The organism is Actinomyces sp. oral taxon 448 str. F0400, from assembly GCF_000220835.1.
Lineage (GTDB): Bacteria > Actinomycetota > Actinomycetes > Actinomycetales > Actinomycetaceae > Actinomyces.
In genome coordinates, this window is sequence record NZ_GL985606.1 from 1,892,240 (window position 1) to 1,917,433 (window position 25,194).

Consider the following 25,194-nt stretch of genomic DNA (forward strand, 5'->3'; position numbering starts at 1 on the left):
CGTGCCGCCTGCACTCACCGCCTCAGGGGCCGCAGTCGTCGTGGAAGTCGAAGCCGACAGCGTCGGCTTCACGCACGAGCGCCGTGACGGCCTCGGCGTCGGTCAGATAAGGCATAAGAGCCTCGGCGAGGGCCTCGATCGGCTGTTGACCGCCGCTGGCGAAGAAGACGCCGGACTCGGCGCCCAGACTCTCCACCTCGGGCGCCTCGCCCCGCTCGATGAGCCGGAGTGCGACGCCCTGCCAGAAGCGTCCCACGCAGGCATGGCCCAAACCCCTGATGGTGCCGGCGGTCGGCGGGTGACCCGCGTAAAGGATCAATGAGGCCGATGGACGGCCCCATCGAGACGTCTCCACGATTCCGATGAGTCTGTCGTCGTGGGCCACGGTCGTCCTCTCGATAGCGGGCGACGGACCAGCGCCGACGTCACCGGTGCGGCACCGGCACTGCCGCCACCCGAAGTAGAAGCACATGAGCACCGTCGCGGCGACGGGGAGTCCTCCCCGTGCACCCGGCCGCGCAGCTTCACGAGACGGGCCTCACGTGTGACGTTCGGCGTTACATCATGCGCCGGCTCCCGCGCGTCGACTCGCGCTCATAGGATGCGGGAAGGAGCGATCCGCAGTGCGAATCCCGTTCGGGGCCGGTCGAACGATCTGCGAGTGCAGGCAGCCGGGACCATCCCCGTGAGTCTGTGCGTGAAGTCCGTCACTCGTCGTTACCCTCCCGGGGCGAGACGAGGTAAGGACGAGTGTGGTGGGTGCGGTGCGGCAAGAGTGGAGGACGAACCGTCCTCCCCCACACTCCGCAATGGGCCCCTCAGCGGGCCGGATACGGGAAGAACGTCATGACCGCCACCAATACGGGCCCCTCCGAGTCCTCCGAGGGGACCGTGAGCGATTCGCCCAGCCTCAACGACCTCTTCAACGCCGAGGTCGCCGCCTCCGGCCCCCCGACGGGGATCGCCTCCGGGGAGGAGGCGGAGGAGATAGCTGCGCCTCACACGGGCCGGGCGCCCTCGCCCGCTTCCCCCGACGTCTTCGCCACTCCCGCTTCCTCGGACTCCCCGGAGGACCCCGAGGACGTTGAGCACGACGAGGAAGCCGATGATGTCGATCTCGCCCTCCCCGAGGTCGACCCCGAGGACAAGGGGGTCGGCGACGGGGATGAGGAGACGAGCGAGGACGACATCAACGGCCGCACGTCCTTCCTCAAGACCGGCTGCGGGGACGAGGCGGCCGGTGAGGACGCCGATGACGCTCCTGCCGTCAAAGCCCCTGAGGAGATCGCCTTCGCCGATCTCGGGCTGCCGGCGGACCTTCTCAAGGCCGTCACCGACATGGGCTACGAGACCCCCACCGCGATCCAGCGCGAGGCCATTCCGGTACTGCTCGCGGGCCAGGACGTCGTGGGTGTCGCCCAAACCGGCACCGGCAAGACGGCCGCCTTCGGCCTGCCCCTGCTCAACGCCGTCGAGGCGGACGAGCACGACGTCCAAGCCCTAGTTCTGGCTCCCACCCGCGAGCTGGCCCTCCAGAGCGCGGACGCCGTCACCGACATGGCGCACCGGTCCCGCGGCCTCGACGTCGTCGCCGTCTACGGCGGCGCCCCCTACGGCCCGCAGATCGGTGCGCTGAGGGAGGGCGCCCAGGTCGTCGTCGGCACACCCGGACGCGTTATCGACCTCATCGACAAAGGCGCTCTCATTCTGGACGACGTCAAGTACTTCGTGCTCGACGAGGCCGACGAGATGCTGCGCATGGGTTTCGCCGAGGACGTCGAGACGATCGCCGCTTCCCTGCCCGGCCGACGGCGCACCGCCCTGTTCTCCGCGACCATGCCCCCGGCGATCCAGGCGGTCGCCCGCCAGCACCTGCACGAGCCCGTCCAGATCGAGGTCTCCCGTCAGGCCTCGACCGTCGACACGGTCCACCAGACCTATGCAGTCGTGCCCTTCCGCCACAAGATCGGCGCCGTCTGCCGAGTTCTGGCGGTCACCGACGCCGAGGCCGCCATCGTGTTCGTGCGCACCAAGTCGAGCGCCGAGGACGTTGCTATCGAGCTGGCCGGCCGCGGTATCCAGGCCGCCGCCATCTCCGGGGACGTCCCCCAGCGCGAGCGCGAGCGGCTCGTCGAGCGCCTGCGCACTGGCACCCTCGACGTGCTCGTGGCCACCGACGTCGCCGCCCGCGGACTGGACGTGGACCGCATCGGCTTGGTCGTCAACTTCGACGTGCCCCGTGAGGCCGAGGCCTACGTGCACCGTATCGGACGAACCGGCCGGGCCGGGCGGCACGGCGAGGCCGTCACCTTCCTGACCCCCAAGGAGAAGCGCAAGCTCCGCCAGATCGAACGACTCACCGGCACGCGCCTGGAGGAGATCACCCTGCCCTCTCCCGCCGACGTTTCCGAGCACCGCGCCGGCAAGCTCCTGAACAAGGCGGCCGTCCGCCATGAGCGCGGACGCCTGTCTCTGTACCGGGGACTGGTCGCCACCGGGACGCAGAGACTGGGCATCGATGCCGACGAGCTCGCCGCCACCCTGCTGGCTCTGGCCGTGGGCGATGACGGACCTCGCCGTCGCGAGGGCGAGTCCCACCGGCGCACGCGGCGCGAAGAGCATCTCGATGATGAGGGCGCCTTCGTATCCGCCTCCTTCGAGGGGAGCCGCGATCGTGGTGGCCGTCGCTCGAACCGCCCAGAGAACAAGCCCGGTGCCGCCCGCGGGGGTCGCCGAACCTATGACGGCGCCGGCACCGTCTACCGCATCGAGGTCGGACACCGCGACCGGGTCCTGCCCGGCGCGATCGTGGGGGCGCTCGCCAACGAGGGCGGTATCCCGGGGGCTGACATCGGCAAGATCGATATCCTCCAGTCCTTCTCCCTGGTGGAGATCCGCACCCCGTTGAGCGAGGAGCAGCTGGCCACGCTGGGCCGGGCCACCTTCAGCGGTCGCGAGCTGCGCATCCGTCCGGATCAGGGTCCGGGGCGCGGATGGGACGATGACCCGCGTGGCGATGGCGATATCACCCACCGGTCGGACCGGTCTCGACGCTCCGGCCGCGAGGATCGTGGTGGCAACCAGCACGACGATCGTCGCGGTGACCGGCGCTGGGAGAGTCGCGAGCGGCGCGGTGCGGAACGGCGCGAGGTCCGCGATCAGCACGGTCGCGGCCGCAGCGGTGGTCAGCGCAACGGATTCCGGCGCAACGACCACCGCGGTGCGGGCCGGTGGGAGGATCGGAGCGATCGTGGTGATCGACGCTGGGCGAACCGGCGCGACGACCGTCGCCCGGGACACGGCAGGCGGTGGTGAAGCGGTGGCCCGCTGAGATGGAGAGCCGCACATGGTGGACGCGGGCGCCGCACGCCGAACCGTCCCCACTGGTCCGGGCCCCGATGCTCAGTCCCGCTCGCGAGGCCCCGCATCGTCCTCCTCCCCGCACCCGCGGGCTGGTGGGACCTCGAGGTCCCGGACCGGCTCGCCGGCAATTCCTCTCCCCCGTGCTCGCGGGTCAGCGCGGAATACCGGCCGATACCCGTAGGCCGCCTCCGGTGAGGTTCGGCATATGCGCCTCCCACCGCTCGTCGACTTCCTCGCAGCGGGCTTCGTGCTGGGCGTGTCCAGAATTCCCAATCTCAACCTCATCGGGTCTCTCGGTGATCTCGGTGTCGCAGTGCTGCTGCTCATCATCGGGCTCAAGCCCGACCTCAAAACCTTCGCCCGTCATGAGATTGCGGGTACAACACACTCCAAACCCTTGGTCGGGTGCTGGTGATCGTTGATCAGCCGAACACGATCGGCGCATTACCGATCGCAGTGGCGCGCTCGGTGGGCATCGAAGTTGCCTACCTGCCCGGCCTTGCCATGCGCCGCGCCGCGTCGACACCGGAGAAAAACCCTCGCCGAACTCAAGATCCTGGTCGGGTTCGACGAAGACCTCACCGCCGAAGCCACCCGGCTGTCGAACCACATCCGCGGACTACTCACCGAGATCCACTCCGCACTGAAACGCGTCATCGGACCCCGACTGACCGCCAAACAAGGCCTGGCCGTGATCGAACGACCCGGCGACCCTTGAGGAATGGCTACGGCGTCAAATAGCAAACTGTTGAGAGTCATCACCAAGGCCTCCCCGCGCGGTGCGACCGACTTCGCCGACGCGATCACCGCCGCAATCGTCGTTGCCGGAACGGCCGCCGCCGGACAAGTCCTTCCCAGGTTGGCAGCGTCGTTGCGGCACGTCCTGGACCAGCGGGCCGAACTCGCTGGTCAAGTCGAAAAAATTGTTGATGCTCACCCTCTTGCCGAGGTCCTGACCTCGATGCCAGGCTTCGGAGTCAGGACCGCAGTACGGATCCTCTTCGACGTCAGTGACGCCCTCCAGTTCCTCACAGCCGACACCTCGCCGCCTGCGCCGGCTTGGCGCCGGTCACCCGACGCTCCGACACCAGCATCCGAGGCGAGTTCCCAGCCCGCTCCGGGAACAAGCACCTCAAACGAGCCCTGTTCCTGTCCGCATTCGCCGCGCTGCGCTCCGACCCCGTCACACGATCGCAAAACGGGCCCAGGGCAAGAAACAAACACAACGCCGCACTCATCTGCCTGTCCCGCCGCCGCTGCGACGTCCTGTTCGCCATGCTCCGCAACTAAGAGGCCTACCGCGCGCCCGCCCCTCTCGCGGCTTGACGAGGCACTCTCTGTCGCGGCGTCCGCTGGCGTCGTCTGCACTGACGAGTACTTCCTGCATCCGGATCCTTACCCCACCCGTGAGGACTAGTATCGTGCGCGGCTCGCATACACGCGAAACCGGTTGGCCTGCCTCAACGGGATGTCCACAGTGCTCGTCAATCACTGGCCGCTACACCGCGAACCCACGCAGATTTTGCGTCACCCCGAGTTCGGCCTGTGGTGCGGCACTGACCAAACCGCACGGTGGCGCATCGAGTACAACGCGAAGATCGTGGTGTACGGACACCTGCACATCCCTCGCGCCATCGAGCTCTCCGGCGTCCACTTGGAGGAAGTGTCGATGGAATACCCGCGGGAGTGGAAATCTCAGCGGGCACGCAGCGACTGGTTGTGTGAAATGCAACCCTGTGTACCGAATCAAAGCTCCGAAGAGGCTTAGAATCTGACGGTAACGACGAGAGGGAACGACATTGATCGAGGTTTCCGCCGAACAGGTACTCGCATGGCGGCTGCACAGGCAGTACCTGGAACCGTTGACAGACGCAGGTCCTGTTGAGATCGTCGGACGGCTCTGCGGTACGCAGGCGCAGGTGGCTTCCGCTGCTGAGACCGCTATCGCCTTACGGCAACGCAACCCGCGACCTAAAGGGGTCAAGCGTGCGTACTCCGACCGCTCGCTTGTCAAGACTTGGGCGATGCGCGGAACGCTGCACGCGGTGCGGTCTGCGGACGTAGCCGAGTACCTATCGCTGCTAGCTAGCGCTCGTACGTGGGCCAAGCCCACCTGGTCACGGCACTTCGGCGCTACGCCAGAAGAGATCGAGCAACTGACGGAGTCTGTCGCTGACCTCCTCGACGGTCAGGTACTGTCTCGCGATGAGCTAGTGAGCGAACTGGTTCAGGACAAACGGTTCAAGGGGATGGAAGAACAACTGCGCTCCGGGTGGGGTGCTTTACTCAAGCCTCTCGCATGGCAGGGTGCCTTGTGCTATGGTCCGAGCCGTTCTTCGAAGGTGACATTTACTAATCCTGCCAGTTTTCTGAAGAACTGGAATGGGCTACCTGATCCTGTGGAGGCAGCACCGGAGGTCATTAAGCGATACCTCTCCGTCTATGGCCCAGCGACCCCTGAAACCTTTGACGCGTGGCTTTCGCGCAACAGCAACAAGAAGTCAACGCTCAAGGGCTGGTTCGCTAGTCTTGGCAAGCAAGTCGTCGAGGTGCAGGTGAAGGATGAGACACGATATCTGCTCGCCGAGCATGAGGACGAGCTCGCGGCCACCCAGCCCAGCCGTGCTACCCACCTCCTAGGAGCGTTCGACCAGTTCGTCCTTGGTCCTGGGACTAAGGACACTCACATGCTGGCGAACAAGCATCGCTCGCGGGTGAGCAAGGCTGCGGGTTGGATCGCTCCCGTCCTGACCCAAGGGGGGCGGATCACCGGCGTCTGGGAAATGGATGACGAGAATCTTGTCGTCACCCCGTTTCCAGGTGAGCAGGCGCCGCCACCCAAGGTGCTGGAGGATGCAGCTGCGCGGCTTGCAGCGGTGCATGGTTTGGTGAAGGTGACACCGCGGACGGGATGACCCCCGCAGTGTCACCGCACCATTCCGTCTTGTTGGGACAAGCGCTTCCCCGGTGATTCTGCCGCCCGGGACAGCAGATTCGTGACAGACGCAATTCGCTCCAAACCGGTCTACTGTGTCCAGAGATCGGTGTTGAGCTCCAGCATGACAGACATATCACCGGGGTAGACCAGCCATAAAACGACACGTCGTAGCGCGCCGTGCCGTGTGAAAGACAGATCGTAGGTAACGGTGCAATCTGACAGTTCCACCGGCAACCATCCGGAAAGTTGAAGTTCGTATGTAGCCTGATAGATCGGATGCATGGCAGGGAATCGCTCAGGGAGCACCGCGTCGACGATTTCTGCGAAGAGCCGCGAAACCGGTGTCGATCAGTTTCGAACAGCGGACGGCCTGGCCCCAGTATGGGAGGACGCGCCGCGCAGCTGCTGCACCAACATTGTCGTCACAACCTGCCGAACAGACCGCAACTCCACCTCAGTCACTAAAGCGGTTTCCCCGTACAAGACCTAGAGAGGCCTTGGAGGGGCCAGGGACAAGACTACGGAGAGACCTGTCCACGAAGACCTCCATGACTTTCGCATTGGAAACACGACCCCAGGAAGGACGGAGGGACTTGGAGGAGTCCATATGGCCCTATGCATGCAAGTGCGCTCCCCACTCTCCCTACCCCCCGCCCTCTGAGTCCCTCTGCGCTCCCCGTCTACGCCACGAGCGCGAAAGAAGTAGCTGCATAATTAAATAAACTTGTCCCCGAGGAGCGTCCGCTCAACATCCTAGGGATGCGAACGGTCGTCTTCGGCATGGGACGCGTAGGGCGCGCCACCTATACCCGCCTGCACGCCGACGGGAAGACCGATGTGCTCGGCATCGATAATGATGACTCCACTGAACGGCCGGCCCGTTGCGGGAACGGAATGTCCGCGAGCCATGGATCGGGCTGCGGCGACCGTCGGCCGTCCGTTTCAGGAGGGCAGGATGCGCGGAGCCAGGTCGGCCTCGTCCGCGGGCGTCCATGTTGATGCGTCCGCATCCGTCTGCTCGCCGGAGCGGATGTCCTTGACCGAGTCGGCGGCGCCCCCGCCCCCGGGAACCAGACGAAGGGGATGCCCCGCTTGTCCGCGAACCGGATCTGTCTGCCGAACTTCACGGCCGTAGGGGCGACGTCGGCGGCGATACCCCGAGCACGCAGAGAATCGGCCACGGTATCGGAGACGGCGCGGTGGTCCTCATCCGTCACGGCCACGAGTACGGCGGTGGGCACGGTCCGACTGACCCTGACCGAGCCGGCTCCCAGGACGCGCGAGAGCAGGCGCGACAGGCCGACGGAGATGCCCACGCCCGGAAAAGTGCGCTTGCCGCTGGAAGCGAGCGAGTCATAGCGCCCGCCCGAGCACACCGAGCCGAGGTCCTCGTGGCCAGCCATGAAGGACTCGTAGACGGTGCCGGTGTAGTAGTCCAGACCGCGGGCGATCTTCAGGTCGGCCACGATGGCGCCCGGGCGACGTCGAGCGGCGGCCCGCAGCAGACCGGTCAACTCATCCAGGCCCGTTGTGAGCAGCTCACCGGGCTCGACGCCCTCCAGGGCAGTGGTAACGGCCGCGCGCACGCCGGCGGGGTCGGCGCCCGTGATGGCGGCCAGACGCAGGGCGGCCTCGGCCTGCGACCGCGTAATGCCGACCGCTTCGACGAGTTCGCCGGCCACATTCCCGGGGCCGATCTTGTCGATCTTGTCAACCACGCGCAGAACCTCGACGAGCCGGTCGTCGCCGATGCCCACGGACTGGTAGAAGCCCTGGGCAACTTTGCGATTGGACACGTGGATGGTCACCGGGGGGATGGGCAGCGCGGTCAGAGCCTCGTGCATAACGAGAGGAACCTCGACATCCTGGTGCAGCGGCAAGGAGCCATCGCCGACTACATCGATGTCGACCTGGTAGAACTCGCGGAAACGGCCCTCCTGGGGCCGCTCTCCGCGCCAGACCTTCTGAATCTGGTAGCGCTTGAACGGGAAGTGGAGGATTCCGGCGTTGTCGACAACATAACGGGCGAAAGGAACCGTCAGGTCGAAGTGAAGGCCGAGCCGCCTGGAGGAGTCCGCGTCTTCGGCATCGGTCCCATCAGCCTGCGCCGGGTCGGCCTGGAGGCGGGAGAGCGTATAGACCTCCTTGGAGGTTTCCCCTTTCCGCGTCAGTTCGCTGACGGGCTCGACGGCACGGGTCTCGATGCCGCTGAAGCCGTGAAGCTCGAAGGTGCGGCGCAGAGTGTCGAGGAAGTACTGCTCGACGATGCGGCCCGCCGGGAGCCACTCGGGGAAGCCGGAGATGGATGAGAGGGCCTGTCGTGCCTGTGCGGGGTGCGCCATAGGCGCATCCTCTCACGCCGTCCTGCGCGCCCCACCACCGGTGCGGCGACGCGCAGACTCACGCGTGCCGATCCCCGCCGCGTACTTCTGCCTCCGCCAGGTAGGGGTTAGCCTGATGCTCGTGGGCCATCGTGGTCACAGCCCCATGCCCGGGCAGCAGGACCGTCTCGGGATTGACGACCGAGGAGAGAAAACGCAGCGTGGCCCACATCTGGACCTGGTCGCCGCCGGGCAGATCGGTGCGGCCCACCGAGCCTTTGAAGATGACGTCGCCGTCCAGTGCAATGAGGTGGTCGTGCTCCTCGTCGGCTACGGACGGGTCGTCCTCGACGACCTCGGCCTCGTAGAGCAGGTCGGTCGCCCGCAGGCGGGCGTTGAGGAAAAACAGCGTCGAGCCCTCCGAATGGCCCGGAGCCGGCAGGGCCCTCAGGGCGATTCCCGACACCAACTCGACGGCATCGGTGAAGGCCTCGGCGGGAACCACCCGGATGCCGTCCGGCTCGCGCCAGGGCGTAGTGGCCATGTCGGCGAAGCTCATGCCGCCAGAACGGATGCCCGTGGTGGCATCCGGGTCCCGAAGCCGGTAGCGGTCGGGTTCGGGGATGTAGACGGGTACGGGTGCGGCGCCGTTGGCCCCACTCTCGTCGGCCAGCAGACCCTCGGCACGAGCGGATTCGATGAGGGCCACCGTGTCCCATACGTGGTCGGCATGGCCGTGAGTGAGCAGAACGGCCCCCAACGTCAAGCGGTTGGAGCGCAGCAGCGCCAGTGCCCCGCGCGCCGCCCCGGCCCCGGGGTCGACGACCAGTGCGGGTCGAAGCGGGCCGGGGGCCAGGACGTAGCAGTTCGCGGCGAAGACGGGGGCGATTGTGCGCTCGAGGATCATGGGATCAGCCTATGCGCGTCCGGGTCTCATGGACATCGCCACGACGAGGCAGCCTCCGCGGCTCATCGGCTCGGGTCATCGGCCGGTGGTCCTGCAGCGCACTCGTCAGGTGCAACCGGGGCCCGCTCCAGTGGGCGACGAGCCAGCGATCGTGGCTGGCCACGAGCAGCGTGCCGTTCCAGGCCGCCAGCGCCGCCTCCAGCGCCTCCGTGGTGTCGAGGTCGAGGTAGTTGGTGGGCTCGTCGATGATGAGGATCTCGGGATCGGCGGCGACCGCTGCGGCGAACTGGACGCGACGCTGATTCCCCGCGGACAGTTCGGCCACCCGTCGCCCTCAGTAGTGCGGGATGCAGGACACCGGCCCCGACCTCGCCGATACCCGAGTCCCAGGTCTCCTTCCCCAGGCCGGAGTCGCCGGGGCGAGGCAACCGCTGGGGGACAACGGCGATGCGACCGGACGCGGCCAGCGCCCCGCTGGAGTCGGTGGTGGGCGGTGCACCGGTGGCGATCCAGTGCAGCAGGGTCGTCTTGCCGCACCCGTTGAGATCGGTGACGAGCAGAGGCGCGAGCGCGGGCCTTGTTCTCCAGGTAGTCGGTGTAGGCGCCGGAGCAGCGGTGGATGCCGGGCACCCGTCCGCCACCGGAGACGGTCAGGAGCGCCTGCCAGGGGGCGGTGTCGAGGTCGAGGACGCAGGTGGCGGTGTCGTCGATGAAGGCGCGGTCATGACTGGCCAGCAGGACGTGGCCCTCCCACCCGCGGAGAGTCTCGGAGAGGAAAGAGACTGCCCCGTCGTCGAGGTGGTTGGTCGGCTCGTCCAGAAGGAGCGCGGCGGGGCGGATGATCAGAGTAGCGGCCAGAGAGGCGGCCGCGCCGGCCGGGCGACAGGGACGCCAGTTCGCGCAAGCGCGCCGAGGTCTCGGCAAGGCCGCCGAGCCCGAGACCAGCGAGCACCGAGGTGATGCGAATATTCAGGTTCCACACATCGGCCGCGGTCATGGCGGCGAAGAGCTCATCGTCATCGCGGACGAGAGCGGCATCGTCGGGACACGAGACCAATCGTGCGGTGATCGTCTCGAAGCGCGTGGTCATGGATCGCAGAGGCGCGGTAGCGGCATCGAGGTAGTCGCCGATGTCGCCGGTGCGGGTCAGGACGTCGGGGACGGGAGCGACGGCAGGGGCCCTGAGTGTGTCGGAGTCGGGAACGAGGTCACCCGCGACAAGGCGCAGGAGAGTGGTCTTGCCGCAGCCGTTGGGGCCGACGAGGCATGCGCGCTCCCCGTCGCCGACGGTGAAGGTGACGCCGTCGAGGAGCGGCTCCGCAGTGAAGGAGAACGACACGGACTCGAGTCGGACCGCGGCACGGCCCCTTCGGTGAGACGGATCACAGGATATCCGAGCGACCAAGGCGCTCGTCCCCGCGACCGTAGCAGCACTAAGACACTCCCGGCACCGCCGGACGCGAACGGACATGGCCGGAGGCTCCTTCGGAACCGCCCCATCAATTCATATAAGGAGCGCACGTGCTTCGGGGCAGGCTCCGACCCGGCTGAGTCGACCGATTCGGCCGTCGTCGAAGACAGCGGATCCGGGCTCGCGGACGCATGTCACTCGAAGGTGCGCAGGAAGTCGAGCATGGCGGGGTCACGGTGATCGGGGCCGCCGTTGCCGGTCTCCCGGCGGTCCAAGGCGTTGATCGCGTCGATCTGCGCGTGCGTGAGGGCGAAGTCGAAGATGTCGATGTTCTCACGCAGCCGGTCCTCGTGGACGGACTTGACGACGACACTCACACCGGTCTGGACGAGCCAGCGCAGGATGACCTGGGGGACGGATTTGCCGTGCTCCCGCGCGATGGAGACCAGAACCGGATCCTTCAGAACGGCACCGCCCTGGCCCAACGGAGACCAGGCCTGCAATACGGTGCCGTACCGGGCGGAGATCTCGCGGGTGTCGCGACGCTGGTCGTAGGGGTTGAGGCGCAGCTGATTGACGGCGGGGACCACCCGGTTGTGGCACACGAGGTCGTAGTAACGGTCGGGGTAGAAGTTGGAGACCCCGATAGCGCGGACGAGCCCGGCGTCGACGAGCTCCTCCATGGCCCGCCACGACCCGTAGTAGTCGTTGAAGGGTTGGTGGACGAGCCACAGATCGAGGTAGTCCAGGCCGAGCTTGTCGAGACTGATCCGGAAGGCGGTCCTCGTGGCCTCGTAGCCGTGATCCTTGAACCAGAGCTTGGTGGTGATGAACAGGTCCTCGCGTGCGACGCAAGACTCGGCGATGGCCGCACCCAGGTCCTCCTCGTTGTAATAACGGGAGGCGGTGTCGAGCAGCCGGTAGCCGGCATCGAGGGCGACCGGGACGGCGGCGCGCACCTGCTCCCCCGTCATCTGGAAGACGCCCAGCCCCAGGGCCGGCATGGTCACGTTGTTGTTCAAAGTGAAGTTCTCCATGCTCCGACCCTGCCACGGGTGCGGCGCCACCTCCAGGCCTCGCTCGAGCTCCGGTGCGGCGAGCGGTCGGACCGACGTCACGACGGCTCTAGCGCGCCGGCGCCTCGAGGTCGCAATATTCGGCGCATGAGCACCGCCTCCTCCGCTGATGCGCCCTCCGGTCGGGCCAGGCCCTCCAACTTCGAGCTGCCCTCCTCCTCACTGCTCGGCCGGCTCACGCTGCGGTCGATGAACCTGGGGCACCGGCGCCTGCATCGGTGGGGGCTGGACGCGGGCTCGATCGGGCCGGACTCGCGGGTCCTGGACGTCGGCTGCGGCGGCGGGGCCGCCGTGCGCCGAATCCTGCGCCTGACGCGCGCCGAGGTGGGCGCCGTCGATCACTCCCCCACTGCGGTCGATCGCACGCGCCGGCTCAACACCGCCGACGTTGCCCGCGGACGTCTGCGAGTGATGGAGGGCTCGGCCGAGGCGCTCCCGTTCCGCTCGGCCTGCTTCGACGTCGTCACCGCCTTCGAGACCGTCTACTTCTGGCCGGATCTGGAGACGGGATTGCGTGAGGCGGTGCGCGTTCTGAGATCGAGAGGCCGCCTCGTGGTGGCGGACGAGTTCGCGGATCGCCGCTCGGCGGGGGCGTGGGCCGAGCGCCTCGCGATGAGGGTGCCCGATGCGCGGGTGCTGACCGCGGCGTGCCGAGCGGCCGGTTTCGCCCGTACCACGGCCGAGCGCCACCCGCGCAGGGGCTGGCTGCGAGTCGTCGCCGAACGCTGAGCCTCCCTGTGCCCCGGGGACATGCGCGGCACGCCGGTCGTTCGTCCCGCAACCGCACGCGCACCCCGCCCCTCCCGGGATGCTCCGAACCTCTGGCGGCAGCCGGTGAGGAACCGGTCGTCGATCCGCCACGAGCACAGTGCGGCCGGCCGTCGCGGATCGCTCAGTCCTCGTGGTGCAGCGCGGTGACAGTCGCCCCGGCCTCGGGCCCTCCGGCGCTAGGAACGTCATCGACGCTTCTCCAGGCGGGGACAAAGGGATCGGTGAGCGGATCGAACCAGTGATCGATGTGGATCATCTCATCCGCCGACGGGATGAGGACGGTGGACGTGAGCCGGTGAGCAGGCTCGGCCGGACCGCTGAGTGCGTTGACCCAGCCCTCCCAGTCCCGCTCGGCGAGGTCCACCCCCAAGGAGGAGGCGACGACGCCTCCCAGAGCGAAGGCGTCGTGGACGACGATCGCCTCGGCGAAGCTGCGTACGAGCGGCTCATCGGGGGCGGGCTCCGCACCGACCAGGCGATGGGTCGTGACCGCTCCGATCTCCTTGAGCTGGAAGAGGAACTCGTAGTCGTAGCGTGTGAGCCATAGAGAAGGAAGCATCTCGCTCATGTGCGAGACGTCGAGCTGGCCGATGTGCGCGTCCCGGGGCATAGCGGCGAGAGCCCCAAGGTCCTCTTCCAGGAGACGGCCGTACAGGTCCGCTCCCAGGGCGTAGCAGCGGGCGGCGCCCTCCCCCAGGGTGGTCGCGAGCAACGGCGAGTAGGCGCCGAGAACGTCGGGGACGCTGTCCCAGGCGGGCGGGCCCAGCGTCTTCGTGGCCCCATCCGCCGGCTCATCGCCCCACAGGTTGCGGAAGCTCTCCATGACGTCGTCGTCCAGTGGGCCGCCGGCCGGTTCGACGACTCTCTCCAACGCGCTGAGGGGCGCCCACCGGCCGGGCTGCTCCCAGCCCAGGACGTCCCACACCCCGTGCTGCTTGTCACCGCGCACCGTGGTCCGCCCGTGCTCGTAATTGCGCCAGGTCTGCGTCGATACTCCGGCCCTCTCGGCGGACTCCTCGACGGTCAGGCCGAGCTCGACGCGCCGATCGCGCATCGCCTCGGCGATGTCGGAGTCGGTGGGCTCGTGGTGCGGCAGTTCGGTGCTCTGGTCGTTCGTGCGGCTCATCCTCGCTCCTCACACATGTTGCTCGAGTGTCCGTCGGATGGCGACCGGTCAGCCGGCCGCCATCCACCGTAACGACTCTCCCCCGTCACCGGGCGGGTGTCAGGACAATGTCCGGCTCTCGGCATCCATCGACGGCCATCAATGCGGTCGGGGCGGCGCAGTCGATATCACCACGCCGTCGGGGTCAGGAACCGGGTGCTTGCCGGTGCCAGGCGGTCCCGCGCACCGCGATGAGCACGTAGAGTGGTGCTCATCTCTGCCGCCCCGCAGCAGGACACTCCCGGCACCGCCGGGCGCGAACGGACATGGCCAGGGCTTCTGCCCGGATCCACCCCGTCAACTTATGAAGGAGCACACGTGACTGAGCAGACGCAGCCCGACACCGAGCTGGATCCCACCGCCACGTCCCAAACGGAGCCCTCCTCCGCCATCGAGACCACCGCCAGCGCCGGGGAGCGCAGCATCGCGTCCGGACCGGCATCACCGGAGCCGCCCGCCACCGGAAAGACTCGGCCCACCGATCCCCCCGCCGGGGATGCACCAGAGCCCAGGCAGCCCGCCGTCTCCCAGGCCCCTGCGGCGGCCGCGTCCGGCGAACCGGAGGTCGACCCTCAGGAGGCCATGGACGCCGCCAAGTGGGGCCGCGTCGACGGTGAGGGCAGGGTCTACGTCCAGGACAAGGGCGCTGAGCGGGAGGTCGGTCAGTTCCCCGACGCTCCTATCGCTGAAGCCATGGCCTTCTACGTACGCCGCTTCCTGGACCTCAAAGCCACGGTCGATCTGTTCGCCACCCGTCTTCCCCAGCTGAGCATCAGGGAGATCGACTCGACTTTGAAGTCGATCGACCAGTCCCTGACCGAGCCGGCCGCCGTCGGAGATCTGGAGGGGCTGCGAGCCCGCTTCACGGCCTTGAAGGCCGTCGCCTCCGAGCGTCGCGCAGCTGTCGCCGCCGAGCGCGCTGCCGCCAAGGAGCAGGCGCTGAAGGACCGCACCGCCATCGTCGAGCGCGCCGAAGCGATCAGTATCCAGGATCCTGCCCGCACCCAGTGGAAGAGTTCGGGCGCCGAGCTGCGCGAGCTGCTGGAGAAGTGGAAGCAGGCCCAGCGCCGTGGCCCGCGTCTGGACCGCCCCACGGAGGACGCCCTGTGGAAGCGGTTCAGCCACGCGCGCACGGCGTTCGACCGCCACCGCCGCCAGTTCTTCAGCGAACTGGACGCCAAGCAGGCGCAGGTCAAGGTCGCCAAGGAGGCCCTGATCAAGCGCGCCGAAGAGCTGTCGGACTCGACCGACTGGGCGGGGACCTCCGCGAAGTACCGCGCCCTGATGGACGAATGGAAGAAGGCGGGCCGAGCCTCCCGCAAGGAGGATGATGCTCTATGGGCTCGCTTCCGCGCGGCCCAGCAGGTGTTCTTCGACGCCCGTCGCGCCAAGGATGCGGCCATCGACGCTCAGTACGCCGAGAATCTCAAGGTCAAGGAGGCCCTCGCCGCCAAGGCCGAGGCGCTCCTCCCGGTCAAGGACGTCAGGTCCGCCAAGAAGGCCTTGCGCCCCATCCAGGACGCCTGGGAGGAGGCGGGTCGTGTCCCGCGCTCGGCTCTGCGCCGCATCGAGGGCCGCATGCGCGCCGTCGAGGACGCGATCCGCGAGGCGGAGAACGCCGAATGGCGCCGCACCGACCCGGAGACCAAGGCCCGGGCCGAAGGCCTGGCCGGCCAGCTCGAGGACTCGATCGCCGAGCTGGAGAAGGATCTGGCGACGGCAACGGCTGCGGGCGACACGAAGAAGATCGCCGAGGCCGAGGCCGCGCTCACGGCCCGGCGCGCCTGGCTCGACCAAGTGCGCCGTTCCGCCCGCGCCTGAGAGTCGCCGGCGCGCTCCCGCCGCTCCGTCGGCGCCGTCATCCAGTGGGCCGACGGCGCCGACGGGGCGTCTGTCTTCAACACCCCGCCTCCGCGTGTCGGAGCTCATGGCGTCGCAGACGGGTTTTATCCACAAGGCGCCCGTGCTCTGGTGCGGTGCGCGGCAGTGCCATCACCATGGCCCCATGCCTCCTTCCTCCATCGCCGCCGCGTCGGCCCGCCCATCGGACTTCCCACGGGATCTGAGCGCCCGCACGGTGCTCGCCCGTTTCCTGCCCCGCCCCTTCGAGCCCGCGCTGGGACCCCTGTCGGACCGGGAGCTGACTGTGCTGCGCTGCCATCGACTCGACGAGCGGCTCCTCGCGCCCGTCGGCACCATGAGGGTCCCTCGCGATCTGCTGCGCACTCCCGGTGCGCGCGCACGCATCGTCTCCACCGTCGTGCCCGACGGCGGGGTTATCGCGATGGATACGGCAGTGTGGGTTCATCTCGACGGGCAGGCCCCCGCCGCCATTCACGTCGCCCACCCGGCCCGCCGGGGCCGGAACCGGACGGTCGTGTTCTCCCGAGCGCTTATCCCACCCGAGGAGGTCGAACTCGTCGGCGGCGTGCCGTGCAGCACACTCGCACGGGCGGTGGTCGACGTCGCTCGAACAGCACCGCCCGTGCGCGCCGTGGACGCGATGATCCGCGCCCGCGACGCCGGGCTGGACCGGAACCGTCTGGCGTTGGCGCTGATGACCTGCCGGGGTGCGTCGCAGCGCGGCGGACCCCGTGCCCGGCGCATCATCGAAGCGATCGTGCCGGAGCACAGAGCCCGCGAATGAGGCCTCGACTCCTCGCCCGGGGGAAACCTCCGGAACACGGGGCGCGGGTGAGGCGCCCACGAGCGCGGCTCCTACGTTGTCGAGAGCTCGGGCCTGTGCCGGCGGGCGGCCGTGGACGTGGTGCGTCGCGCCTCGTAGACGCCGTCGATGCGACGCAGCGAGGACAGCGTGTGGTCCAGGTGACCGGCCTCGGCGAGCTCGACGACGAATCGCCCGGTCACGACGCGATCGCGTGAGGTGCCGATGGTGGCGCTGATGAGGTTGACGTGGTTATCGGCCAGGACGCGGGTGATGTCCGCCAGCAGACCCCCGCGGTCCAGGGCCTCGACCTCGAGCTGGACGAGGTAGGCGCTGTGGGCGTGTTCGGCCCAGTGCACCGAGAGCATGCGCTCGGGCTCGCGTCCGAGCTGCTCGACGTTCTGACAGTCGGTCCGGTGCACCGAGATGCCCGAGCCGCGGGTGACGAAGCCGATGATCGGGTCCCCCGGCATGGGCGTGCAGCAGCGGGCGAGCTTGACGTAGACATCGCCCTCCTCCATGCCGTCGACGACGACGCCCGCGTCGGCCGTCCCACCGCGGCGATGATCCGCGGCGGATTTGGTGGGCACGACCCCTTCGGAGAGGGTTTCCTCGGTGCCTGCCTCCCCGCCCAAGGCGGCCACGAGGGTTTCGACGACATGCTGGGCCGAAATGCGTCTCTCCCCCACAGCGGCGTACAGACCGTCGATATCCCCCTTGTCGAGCGAGGTGGCCACATCCATGAGCGAGTCGCGACTCATGAGTCTCTGGATCGGCAGATCTTTCCTGCGCATCGCGCGGGCGATGGCGTCCTTGCCCGCCTCGATCGCCTCCTCACGACGCTCCTTGGAGAACCAGGAACGGATCTTGCTGCGGGCACGCGTGGAGCCCACGAAGGTCAACCAGTCGCGGCTCGGCCCGGCGCCCTGCGCCTTGGAGGTGAAGACCTCGACGGTGTCACCGTTGTCCAGACGCGTGTCCAGGGGGACGAGGCGCCCGTTGACACGGGCCCCCACCGTCCGGTGGCCTACTTCAGTATGCACGGCGTAGGCGAAATCCACCGGTGTGGCCCCGCCGGGGAGCGCCATCACGTCGCCCTTGGGGGTGAAAACGTAGACCTGTGTGCCCGCCATTTCATAGCGCAGCGAGTCCAGGAACTCGGTGGGGTCTTTCGTCTCCTTCTGCCAGTCGACGAGCTGACGCAGCCAGCCCATCTCCCCTGCGTCCGAGTCCCCGGGAGCGCCTCCCAGGGGACTGGGTCCTGTGGCGTTGGGATCCTCCTTGTACTTCCAATGCGCCGCTACCCCGTACTCCGCCATGCGGTGCATCTCATGGGTGCGGATCTGAATCTCCACCGGTTTCCCGCCCGGGCCGACAACAGTAGTGTGCAGGGATTGGTAGAGGTTGAATTTGGGAACGGCGATGTAATCCTTGAAGCGACCGCTCATGGGCGTCCACCGCGAGTGCAGAGAACCGAGGACGGCGTAACAGTCTTGAATAGTGTCCACGATGATGCGCACGGCTACCAGGTCGTAGATGTCATCGAATTCCTTACCCCGTACGATCATTTTCTGATAGATCGAGTAGTAGTGCTTGGGGCGACCGGTGACGACACCCTTGATCTTGTTGACGCGCAAATCCTCCTCGATCTGAAGCCGGACCTGGCGCAGGTACTCCTCACGAGCCGGAGCCCGCTCGGCGACCATATGCTCGATCTCCTCATACACACCGGGGTAGAGGGCCTTGAAGGAGCGGTCCTCCAACTCCCATTTAATGGTGTTCATGCCCAGACGGTGTGCGAGAGGCGCGTATATTTCAAGGGTTTCCTTGGCCTTCCGGGCTGCGTTCTCCGCGGAGACGTACTTCCAGGTGCGCGCATTGTGGAGCCGGTCGCCGAGCTTGATGACGAGCACGCGGATGTCCTTGGACATCGCGACGATCATCTTGCGCACGGTCTCGGCCTGCGCCGCCTCCCCGTATTGAAGCTTGTCGAGCTTGGTGACGCCGTCGACGAGCAGGGCGATCTCACCACCGAAGTCGGCGCGCAGACGATCCAGGGAGTAGTCGGTATCCTCGACGGTGTCGTGCAGCAGAGCGGCCGCCAGAGTCTGCGACGTCATGCCGAGTTCGGCGAGAATGGTCGCCACCGCCACAGGATGGGTGATATACGGCTCACCGGACTTGCGGAACTGCCCGGTGTGGGCCTTCTCAGCGACCTCGTAGGCGCGCACGATGAGACTGGTGTCCGCCTTGGGATGGTTGGCGCGCAGCGCCCGCATGAGCGGCTCAATAGCCGCGGGCGTCGAATGCCCGCGCGAGCCGAACCACGCTAGGCGGCTGCGGACCCGCGACCCTGGGACAACGGTTCGCCCGTCGACGCCGCTGCTCTTCGTCTCCGTCATGTCGGGATCATAGCCGTGAAGCAGGTCATGCCCCGACCCGACGCAGCCTCACAAGTCCCCCGCCCTACGCCTGCTGCGCAGCTTTCGGCCGGCTGCCGGGGGGTGCCTCCGTCGACGCCGCGCCGAGTCCCGTGAACGTCAGGTCGTGGCGAACGTGACGACGGAGTCGATCTCGCGGCCCGGAAGCTTATCCCGACCGCCGAGCCCCGCCAACTCGAGGAGCATGCAAATAGCCTCGACGCTGGCGCCCGCCTGTTCGATCAACTCGATGGAGGCCGAGGCGGTCCCGCCGGTGGCTAGAACATCGTCGATGACGAGAACCCGCTGGCCCGGGACGACCGTCTCGGGGCGGATCTCCATCCGGGCGGTGCCGTACTCCAGCTCGTAGTCCACGCCGACGACCGGTCCCGGCAGCTTGCCTCCCTTGCGAACGGTGATCATGCCGATGCCCAGATGCACGGCCAGGGGCGCTGCCAGAATGAAGCCGCGCGACTCCAGACCCGCGACGGCATCGACCCGTCCACGGTAGTGGGCCGCCAGACCGTTGATAAAGGCGGCGAAGGCGGGCCCGTTGGCCAGTAGAGGAGTGATGTCGCGAAACAGGACACCGGGTTCAGGGAAGTCCGGCACCTCCCGGAGGTTGTCCACAACGAGCCGGGTCAGCTCGGCCGGCAGGACGGACGCGGGTGCGGTCATGACCGCTTTCTCCTTCTCTTGGGCTGCGCGGACACGCCGAGATGGTGGCCGGGGATGAGCGGAGCGGCCGCCGGCGCGGCGGCTACGGCCGCCTGTGCCTCGTCGTCGCCGGCCTGCGCTGCACGCCTGGCGACCACTCGTTCCGCCTGGTCGACGACGCTCCGCTCCCGACTGCGCAGGTCCACCAGCAACGGGGTGGCCAGGAAGATGGAGGACAGGGTTCCGGCGATCATGCCGATGAACAGGGTCAGGGCGATATCCCGCAGCGTGCCCGCTCCCAGGATGAAAGCGCCGACCACGAGCAGGGAGGCGACGGGCAGGACACCGACCACCGAGGTGTTGACCGACCGGATGAAGGTCTGATTGACCGCGAGATTGGCCAACTCACTGTAAGTCGAACGCGTCTGAGTATCGAAGTGCGCCGTGTTCTCACGAATCTTATCGAAGACGACCACCGTGTCGTACAGAGAGTACCCCAGGATGGTCAGCACGCCGATGATGGTCGCGGGAGTGACCTCGAAGCCCGAGGCGGCGTAGACGCCGACGGTGATAATGATGTCGTGACCCAGGGCGAGCAGGGCGGCCACGGCCATCTTCCAGGTGCGGAAGTAGATCCAGATGAGGCCGCCCACGAGAAGGAAGAAGATCACCAGGCCTCGGATCGCCTTGCTGGTCACATCCGAGGACCAGGTCGGGCCGATGGTGGTGGCCGACACGTTGCCTGCGTCCACCCGGTAGGCAGTTGCCAAGGCGGAGGCCAGAGCGTCGAGCCGCGACTTGTCGAGTTCGCTGGCCTGAACCCGTACGGAGGAGGAGCCCATGGTCGTCACACTTGAGCCGGCGGACAGGCCCTCATCGTTCAGGATGTCATTCGCAGGGCCCTCTGATGGATCCGCGACCCCGGTGATGGTGATCTCCGAACCACCCTTGAAGTCGATGCCAGGGTTGAGGCCCGGCTTGACCACGAGGACGGCGGAGACGACGATGACGACGACGGCGATAGTGTACCACAGGCGTCGTCTGGGGACGAAGGGCAGGGAGGTCCTGCCCGAGTACAGCTCATTGCCCAGCGCGGCGAGCGAGATCACTGAGTCTCGTCCTTTCCCTCGATGGCCTCGGAGCCGACGGCGCCGTCTCCGTCCGCCTCCTCCGGCTCCTCACGGTCCTGTCGATCCCCCGAGTCGGCGGTCTCCCGTCTGCGGGCCTCGGCCTTGCGGCGGGCCAACGAACCCGTAGCGGCCTCGATGACCGCCTGGCGCCTCGTGCCGTAGGTGGCCAGAGAGCGGGCTCCGAGATGCTCGGGGTCCAGACCCGACAGCCGATGCCCCTCGCCGAAGAAGGCGAAGCGCAGGATCCAGACCATCATCGGATGGGTGAACAGGACGATGACCGCCAGGTCGACCACCGTGGTCACGCCCAGGGTGAAGGCGAAGCCCTGCACACCGCCCACGGCCAGGAAGTACAGCACGACGGCGGCCACCAGGTTGACGGTGTCGGAGACGATGATCGTCTGACGTGCATGCCTCCAGCCCTCATCGACGGCGGCTACCAGGGTGCGACCGTTGCGGACCTCGTCGCGCACCCGTTCGAAGTAGATGATGAAGGAGTCCATCGTGATGCCGATAGAGATGATGAGCCCGGCCACACCCGCCAGAGACAGGCGATAGCCCATACCCCAGCTCAGCAGTGCGATCGCCAGGTAGGTGATGGCGGCAGCCACGATGAGCGAGGCCACGGCGACAGCGCTCAGGCCCCGGTACTGCCAGGCCAGGTAGACGATGATGAGGATAAAGCCGACCAGACCGGCGATCAGCCCGTTGCGCAACTGTTCGGTGCCCAGGGTCGCCGAGATCTGCTGCTCGGACTGGACGGTGAAGCTCAGCGGCAGGGAGCCGAAGGACAGTTGATTGGCCAGCGTCTTGGCCTGCTCCTGAGTGAACCCGCCGGTGATCTGGACGCGGCCGTCGGTGATGGGGCTCGTGACCTCCTGGTTGAAGCCCGAGGACATAATGGTCAGCCCGTCCAGCACGATGGCGAACTGGGCCTTCTGCGCGTCCGTGGACTGCGCTCCGGAGGACCCCTGCGACTGGGAGGCGGCGGCCTGGTCCCGATAGGCGATCAGGCGCTGTGAGACATCGGCGAACTCCTGGGTACCCTCGGAGTCGAATTCGAGGGACACGACCCATTTGTTGGTCGTCGTACCCTGGCTGGTGGTCTCCAGACCGGAGGTGGCACTAGCGATGTCGGTGCCCGCGATATCGGCGGGACCGAGGATGTAGGCCGTGCCGGAGCCGTCCTTGGAGCAGGAGATGACGGCCTTGGCCGGGTCCTGCGTCTCGCCGGTGAGGTTGTCCGGCGCCGTGCAATCGGTCATGTAGGCGTCGTAGATCATCTGCTCGGTGATCCATGAGTCCGAGGAGCTGTCGTCGGAGGTCGAGGCCAGGGGCTCATCGCTGATGATTCCATCGCCGTTGGTGTCGGCGTAGGTCATCGCGACCTGCTCGGGGGTGACGGTCTGCGGGGCGGACGGCTCGGCGGTCCCTCCGGCGGCATCGTCGCCCGTCCCCGAGTCGGGCTGAGCAGCTTGGGAGTCGGCCTCGGGCTGAGCGGTCCCCCCCGACGGGGTCTCGGACGCCCCCTCCTCGGCGTCCGCCTGGCCGGCCTCGTCGGTAGCCGGGGCCTGCTGGGCCAGGTACTGGTTCTGAGAATCCGCGATCGCGCTCGCGCTGCCCTGGATGATTCTGATGACCGGCCGGAAGTAGAGCACGGCCGAGGTCCGCACCAGCTCGAGCGTGTCCTGACTGGGGGTGCCCGGCAGTGAAACCACGATGTTCTGCCCGCCCTGGCGCGAGATCTGCGCTTCGGCGACGCCGGAGGCGTCCACGCGCTGACGAATGATCTCGATGGCCTGGTTGACGTCGTCGTCGGTGATCTCGGAACCGTCCGACGTCGTGGGAGTCAGGATGATCTGAGTACCGCCCTCCAGATCCAGGGCGAGGCCCGGAGTCATGGATGCACGGCCGGTGGCGGCGCCGGCGTAGAGCCCTGCGAAACCGATCACGATGATGAGAAGCAGCACCAGGAGGCGACGTCCCGGATGCTTCGTCTGCTTGGTGGACACGCGGTCCCTTCCTCAGGAGGTGGTGCGGCTCTCGGCCGCTCAGGTGTCTCTGGTGCGCGCGGGGGTGTCAGGCCTCGTCATCGACCTTCTCCGCCTCGGCGTCCTCATCGCCGGGCGCATCGGAAGTCCCGCCCTCGTCCGGGCCAGCGCCGCCGGTGCGCCCGTCGTCCGCGGAACCGTCGTCCTCGGTGGCGAAGGGCGGTTCCTCGGCCCCGATGATCGCGGCCTTGTTCCACAGCGACTCATCGCCCAATGGAGTGGCCAACGTCACGACATCGCCGCTGACCTCGACCACGGTGCCGTAAAAACCGGCACGCGTGCGCACCCAGTTACCCGGCACGAGAGCCTCCTCCGTGCGCCGCTCCTGCTCGGCGACCATTTTCTGCTGCTGCGTGCGTGAGAAGCGCGACATGGCCCACAGGGCCAGCAGCATGAGGCCGACCATGAGAAGCATGGAAATCATGAGGAAGACTCCGTTCGTCTGAGAGATCCTCTTGTCGAGAGGAACAGCGCTGCCGAGTCTAGGCCACCGCCCGACGCTGTCAGCGCGCGAGCGCGTGTGAGACATGACCGTCGCCGTCACGGGCGCTCGGTCCCCGACGCCTCGCGCGGTGTCAGGAGAACAGAAGGCCGTCGTCGGGGACGGCCAGCCCCAAATGCTCGTAGGCGGCCTGCGTCGCCATGCGGCCCCGGGGCGTGCGCACGATCAGGCCCTCGCGGAAGAGATAGGGCTCGGCCACCGTCTCGATGGTCTCGGGCTCCTCCCCGACGCTGACCGCTAGGGTCGTCAGCCCCACCGGGCTGCCCGCGAAACGGGTGCACAGGACGTGCAGGACCGAGCGGTCGAGGCGGTCCAGCCCCAAGACGTCCACTTCGAAGATCGCCAGCGCGTCGCGGGTCGCCCTCAAATCCAACCGTCCCGGTGTGCCGTGCACTTGGGCCCAGTCCTGAACGCGCCGCAGCAGGCGGTTGGCGATGCGAGGGGTGCCGCGCGATCGGCGCGCCAGTTCGTCGGCCGCATCGGGCGCGATGACGACGCCGAGCAGATCGGCGGACCGGGCCACGATGCGGGCCAGATCCGCCGGCCCGTAGTACTCCAGGTGACCGGTGAAGCCGAAGCGGTCGCGCAACGGGGCAGGCAGCAGCCCAGCGCGAGTCGTCGCGCCGACCACCGTGAAGGGCGGCAGCGTCAACGGAATCGAGGTCGCACCGGGCCCCTTGCCCACGACGACATCGACCCGATAGTCCTCCATGGCCAGATAGAGCATCTCCTCGGCGGTGCGGGCCAGGCGGTGGATCTCATCGATGAACAGAACGTCGCTCCTCTCCAAAGAGGAGAGGATGGCCGCCAGGTCGCCGGCGTGCTGGATGGCCGGTCCGGAGGTCAGTCGCAGGGAGCCCTCGACCTCCGCGGCGATGATCATGGCCAGCGTCGTCTTCCCCAGTCCGGGCGGGCCCGACAGCAGGACGTGATCGGGCGTGGCACCGCGGGCCAGGGCGGCGCGCAGCACGACCGACAGCTGACTGCGCACGACCTCCTGGCCGATGAAGTCTTCCAGGCGCCGGGGACGCAGGGCGGCCTCGGCGGCGCGCTCGGTATCATCTGCGCCGCCGGTGACGAGGCGACCGGCCGGGTCCGTCCCCGGCGCCGATGGAACGGCATCAGTCACGGTGACCGCCTCCCAGCCAGCGCAGGGAAGCCCGCAGCAGCTCGGGAACGCTCAGCCCGGCTCCCCCCTCGCCACTCGACTCGACGGCGATCACCGCTCGTGTGGCCGTCGTCTCGTTCCAGCCGAGCTGAATCAGGGCGGCGACGACGTCCGGATTCGGCTCGCCCCCCTCCCCCTGCGTCCCGCCCCCGGCCTCGGCGACGGACTCGACGTCGGTGGCGGGCGCGCCCAGCCCGTCGCCAACGTCGATGATGACGCGCTGCGCCCCTTTGGGGCCCAGACCGGGCACGCGCGTCAGAGCGGCGACATCCCGGCTCGCGACCGCCCGGCGCAGGGCGTCAGGGGCGTGGACGGCGAGCACGGCCAGCGCCAGCTTGGCGCCGACGCCCTTGGCCGACAGCAGAACGCGAAAGCAGTGGCGCTCGTCGGCGTCGGCGAAACCGAATAGGGTCATGGAGTCCTCCCGGACGACGAGCTCGGTGAGCACGAAGCCCTCCTCGCCGGTGCGCAGCCCGGACAACGTGGCGGGCGTCGCCTGGAAGGCCATGCCGATGCCCCCCGTCTCAATGACCGCTCCGGTCAGGGAGACGTCGAGGACTCTTCCGCGCAGTGACGCGATCATGGGGCAGGCTCCTTGGGTAGAAGGGGGTCGAACACCTGTCCACAGGCTAGCAGCCGGCGACCGGGG

The 25,194-nt window shown here is 67.8% G+C and carries 20 protein-coding genes and 2 pseudogenes; 8 read left to right on the forward strand and 14 right to left on the reverse strand.

Annotated features, from left to right (window positions below; genetic code table 11):
• Positions 1–22 precede the first annotated feature (22 nt).
• Positions 23–385, reverse strand: a complete 363-nt coding sequence (locus tag HMPREF9062_RS08070) for a hypothetical protein (protein ID WP_034254877.1) — start codon at positions 383–385, stop codon at positions 23–25.
• Positions 386–846: 461 nt separating this feature from the next.
• Between HMPREF9062_RS08070 and HMPREF9062_RS08075 the strand changes: the two genes are divergently transcribed.
• The 5 genes and pseudogenes from HMPREF9062_RS08075 (at position 847) to HMPREF9062_RS13660 (ending at position 7,300) form a co-directional block, all read left to right on the forward strand.
• Positions 847–3,315: a DEAD/DEAH box helicase gene (locus tag HMPREF9062_RS08075; RefSeq protein ID WP_009749606.1), complete on the forward strand. Its 2,469-nt coding sequence runs from the start codon at positions 847–849 to the stop codon at positions 3,313–3,315.
• Positions 3,316–3,568: 253 nt separating this feature from the next.
• Positions 3,569–3,778, forward strand: a complete 210-nt coding sequence (locus HMPREF9062_RS08080; protein WP_034253987.1) for a hypothetical protein — start codon at positions 3,569–3,571, stop codon at positions 3,776–3,778.
• A pseudogene (locus tag HMPREF9062_RS13655) lies at positions 3,760–4,653 on the forward strand (transposase); the annotation flags it as partial. The gene HMPREF9062_RS08080 and the pseudogene HMPREF9062_RS13655, both read left to right, overlap by 19 nt.
• 509 nt (positions 4,654–5,162) lie before the next feature.
• Positions 5,163–6,278, forward strand: a complete 1,116-nt coding sequence (locus HMPREF9062_RS12550; protein ID WP_009749611.1) for a winged helix DNA-binding domain-containing protein — start codon at positions 5,163–5,165, stop codon at positions 6,276–6,278.
• A gap of 803 nt (positions 6,279–7,081) precedes the next feature.
• Positions 7,082–7,300: a hypothetical protein gene (locus HMPREF9062_RS13660; protein ID WP_253270761.1), complete on the forward strand. Its 219-nt coding sequence runs from the start codon at positions 7,082–7,084 to the stop codon at positions 7,298–7,300.
• Here HMPREF9062_RS13660 and hisS read toward each other — a convergent pair.
• The 5 genes and pseudogenes from hisS to HMPREF9062_RS08105 form a co-directional block, all read right to left on the reverse strand.
• A pseudogene (hisS, locus tag HMPREF9062_RS08090) lies at positions 7,244–8,643 on the reverse strand (histidine--tRNA ligase). The gene HMPREF9062_RS13660 and the pseudogene hisS sit on opposite strands and share 57 nt — an antisense overlap.
• A 58-nt stretch (positions 8,644–8,701) precedes the next feature.
• Positions 8,702–9,529: an MBL fold metallo-hydrolase gene (locus tag HMPREF9062_RS08095; RefSeq protein ID WP_009749614.1), complete on the reverse strand. Its 828-nt coding sequence runs from the start codon at positions 9,527–9,529 to the stop codon at positions 8,702–8,704.
• A 4-nt stretch (positions 9,530–9,533) separates the two neighbouring features.
• Positions 9,534–9,854, reverse strand: coding sequence for an ATP-binding cassette domain-containing protein (locus HMPREF9062_RS13830; RefSeq protein WP_009749615.1), 321 nt, complete (start codon positions 9,852–9,854; stop codon positions 9,534–9,536).
• 396 nt (positions 9,855–10,250) lie between these two features.
• On the reverse strand, positions 10,251–10,868 hold the full coding sequence (locus HMPREF9062_RS13835) for an ATP-binding cassette domain-containing protein (protein ID WP_009749616.1): 618 nt from the start codon (positions 10,866–10,868) through the stop codon (positions 10,251–10,253).
• A 266-nt stretch (positions 10,869–11,134) separates the two neighbouring features.
• Positions 11,135–11,977 (reverse strand): aldo/keto reductase, encoded by an 843-nt coding sequence (locus tag HMPREF9062_RS08105; RefSeq protein WP_009749617.1) that lies wholly within the window; start codon positions 11,975–11,977, stop codon positions 11,135–11,137.
• 126 nt (positions 11,978–12,103) lie between these two features.
• On the opposite strand from HMPREF9062_RS08105, the gene HMPREF9062_RS08110 reads away from it, so the two are divergent.
• On the forward strand, positions 12,104–12,745 hold the full coding sequence (locus HMPREF9062_RS08110; RefSeq protein WP_009749618.1) for a class I SAM-dependent methyltransferase: 642 nt from the start codon (positions 12,104–12,106) through the stop codon (positions 12,743–12,745).
• Between the two features lie 163 nt (positions 12,746–12,908).
• Here the strand turns inward: HMPREF9062_RS08110 and HMPREF9062_RS08115 are convergent, their stop codons facing one another.
• Positions 12,909–13,913, reverse strand: coding sequence for a helix-turn-helix domain-containing protein (locus HMPREF9062_RS08115; RefSeq protein ID WP_009749619.1), 1,005 nt, complete (start codon positions 13,911–13,913; stop codon positions 12,909–12,911).
• Positions 13,914–14,270: 357 nt separating this feature from the next.
• Between HMPREF9062_RS08115 and HMPREF9062_RS08120 the strand changes: the two genes are divergently transcribed.
• Complete coding sequence (locus HMPREF9062_RS08120; RefSeq protein ID WP_009749620.1) at positions 14,271–15,773, forward strand: DUF349 domain-containing protein; 1,503 nt, start codon at positions 14,271–14,273, stop codon at positions 15,771–15,773.
• 184 nt (positions 15,774–15,957) lie between these two features.
• A complete protein-coding gene (locus HMPREF9062_RS08125; protein ID WP_156789997.1) occupies positions 15,958–16,599 on the forward strand; it encodes a hypothetical protein in 642 nt (213 codons plus the stop codon).
• Between the two features lie 71 nt (positions 16,600–16,670).
• Here the strand turns inward: HMPREF9062_RS08125 and HMPREF9062_RS08130 are convergent, their stop codons facing one another.
• The 7 genes from HMPREF9062_RS08130 to ruvA form a co-directional block, all read right to left on the reverse strand.
• On the reverse strand, positions 16,671–19,019 hold the full coding sequence (locus HMPREF9062_RS08130; protein ID WP_009749622.1) for a RelA/SpoT family protein: 2,349 nt from the start codon (positions 19,017–19,019) through the stop codon (positions 16,671–16,673).
• 138 nt (positions 19,020–19,157) lie between these two features.
• Complete coding sequence (locus HMPREF9062_RS08135) at positions 19,158–19,715, reverse strand: adenine phosphoribosyltransferase (protein ID WP_009749623.1); 558 nt, start codon at positions 19,713–19,715, stop codon at positions 19,158–19,160.
• Complete coding sequence (gene secF / locus HMPREF9062_RS08140) at positions 19,712–20,803, reverse strand: protein translocase subunit SecF (protein WP_009749624.1); 1,092 nt, start codon at positions 20,801–20,803, stop codon at positions 19,712–19,714. The genes HMPREF9062_RS08135 and secF overlap by 4 nt, the downstream gene beginning before the upstream one ends.
• Positions 20,800–22,836, reverse strand: a complete 2,037-nt coding sequence (secD, locus tag HMPREF9062_RS08145; protein ID WP_009749625.1) for a protein translocase subunit SecD — start codon at positions 22,834–22,836, stop codon at positions 20,800–20,802. The genes secF and secD overlap by 4 nt, the downstream gene beginning before the upstream one ends.
• Positions 22,837–22,903: 67 nt before the next feature.
• The gene (locus HMPREF9062_RS08150) at positions 22,904–23,299 is read right to left on the reverse strand and encodes a preprotein translocase subunit YajC (RefSeq protein ID WP_009749626.1); all 396 of its coding nucleotides are present in this window, start codon (positions 23,297–23,299) and stop codon (positions 22,904–22,906) included.
• Between the two features lie 151 nt (positions 23,300–23,450).
• The gene (gene ruvB, locus HMPREF9062_RS08155; RefSeq protein WP_009749627.1) at positions 23,451–24,506 is read right to left on the reverse strand and encodes a Holliday junction branch migration DNA helicase RuvB; all 1,056 of its coding nucleotides are present in this window, start codon (positions 24,504–24,506) and stop codon (positions 23,451–23,453) included.
• Positions 24,499–25,128, reverse strand: a complete 630-nt coding sequence (gene ruvA, locus HMPREF9062_RS08160; protein ID WP_009749628.1) for a Holliday junction branch migration protein RuvA — start codon at positions 25,126–25,128, stop codon at positions 24,499–24,501. Before ruvA ends, ruvB begins: the two co-directional genes overlap by 8 nt.
• Positions 25,129–25,194: the final 66 nt, after the last annotated feature.

Bases quoted from the DNA above. Each gene is read 5' to 3' on its own strand.
- HMPREF9062_RS08075 (WP_009749606.1), top strand. From the start codon at position 847: ATGACCGCCACCAATACGGGCCCCTCCGAGTCCTCCGAGGGGACCGTG.
- HMPREF9062_RS08080 (WP_034253987.1), top strand. From the start codon at position 3,569: ATGCGCCTCCCACCGCTCGTCGACTTCCTCGCAGCGGGCTTCGTGCTG.
- HMPREF9062_RS13660 (WP_253270761.1), top strand. From the start codon at position 7,082: ATGGGACGCGTAGGGCGCGCCACCTATACCCGCCTGCACGCCGACGGG.
- HMPREF9062_RS08095 (WP_009749614.1), bottom strand. From the start codon at position 9,529: ATGATCCTCGAGCGCACAATCGCCCCCGTCTTCGCCGCGAACTGCTAC.
- HMPREF9062_RS08105 (WP_009749617.1), bottom strand. From the start codon at position 11,977: ATGGAGAACTTCACTTTGAACAACAACGTGACCATGCCGGCCCTGGGG.
- HMPREF9062_RS08110 (WP_009749618.1), top strand. From the start codon at position 12,104: ATGAGCACCGCCTCCTCCGCTGATGCGCCCTCCGGTCGGGCCAGGCCC.
- HMPREF9062_RS08115 (WP_009749619.1), bottom strand. From the start codon at position 13,913: ATGAGCCGCACGAACGACCAGAGCACCGAACTGCCGCACCACGAGCCC.
- HMPREF9062_RS08125 (WP_156789997.1), top strand. From the start codon at position 15,958: ATGCCTCCTTCCTCCATCGCCGCCGCGTCGGCCCGCCCATCGGACTTC.
- HMPREF9062_RS08130 (WP_009749622.1), bottom strand. From the start codon at position 19,019: ATGACGGAGACGAAGAGCAGCGGCGTCGACGGGCGAACCGTTGTCCCA.
- HMPREF9062_RS08135 (WP_009749623.1), bottom strand. From the start codon at position 19,715: ATGACCGCACCCGCGTCCGTCCTGCCGGCCGAGCTGACCCGGCTCGTT.
- HMPREF9062_RS08150 (WP_009749626.1), bottom strand. From the start codon at position 23,299: ATGATTTCCATGCTTCTCATGGTCGGCCTCATGCTGCTGGCCCTGTGG.
- ruvA (WP_009749628.1), bottom strand. From the start codon at position 25,128: ATGATCGCGTCACTGCGCGGAAGAGTCCTCGACGTCTCCCTGACCGGA.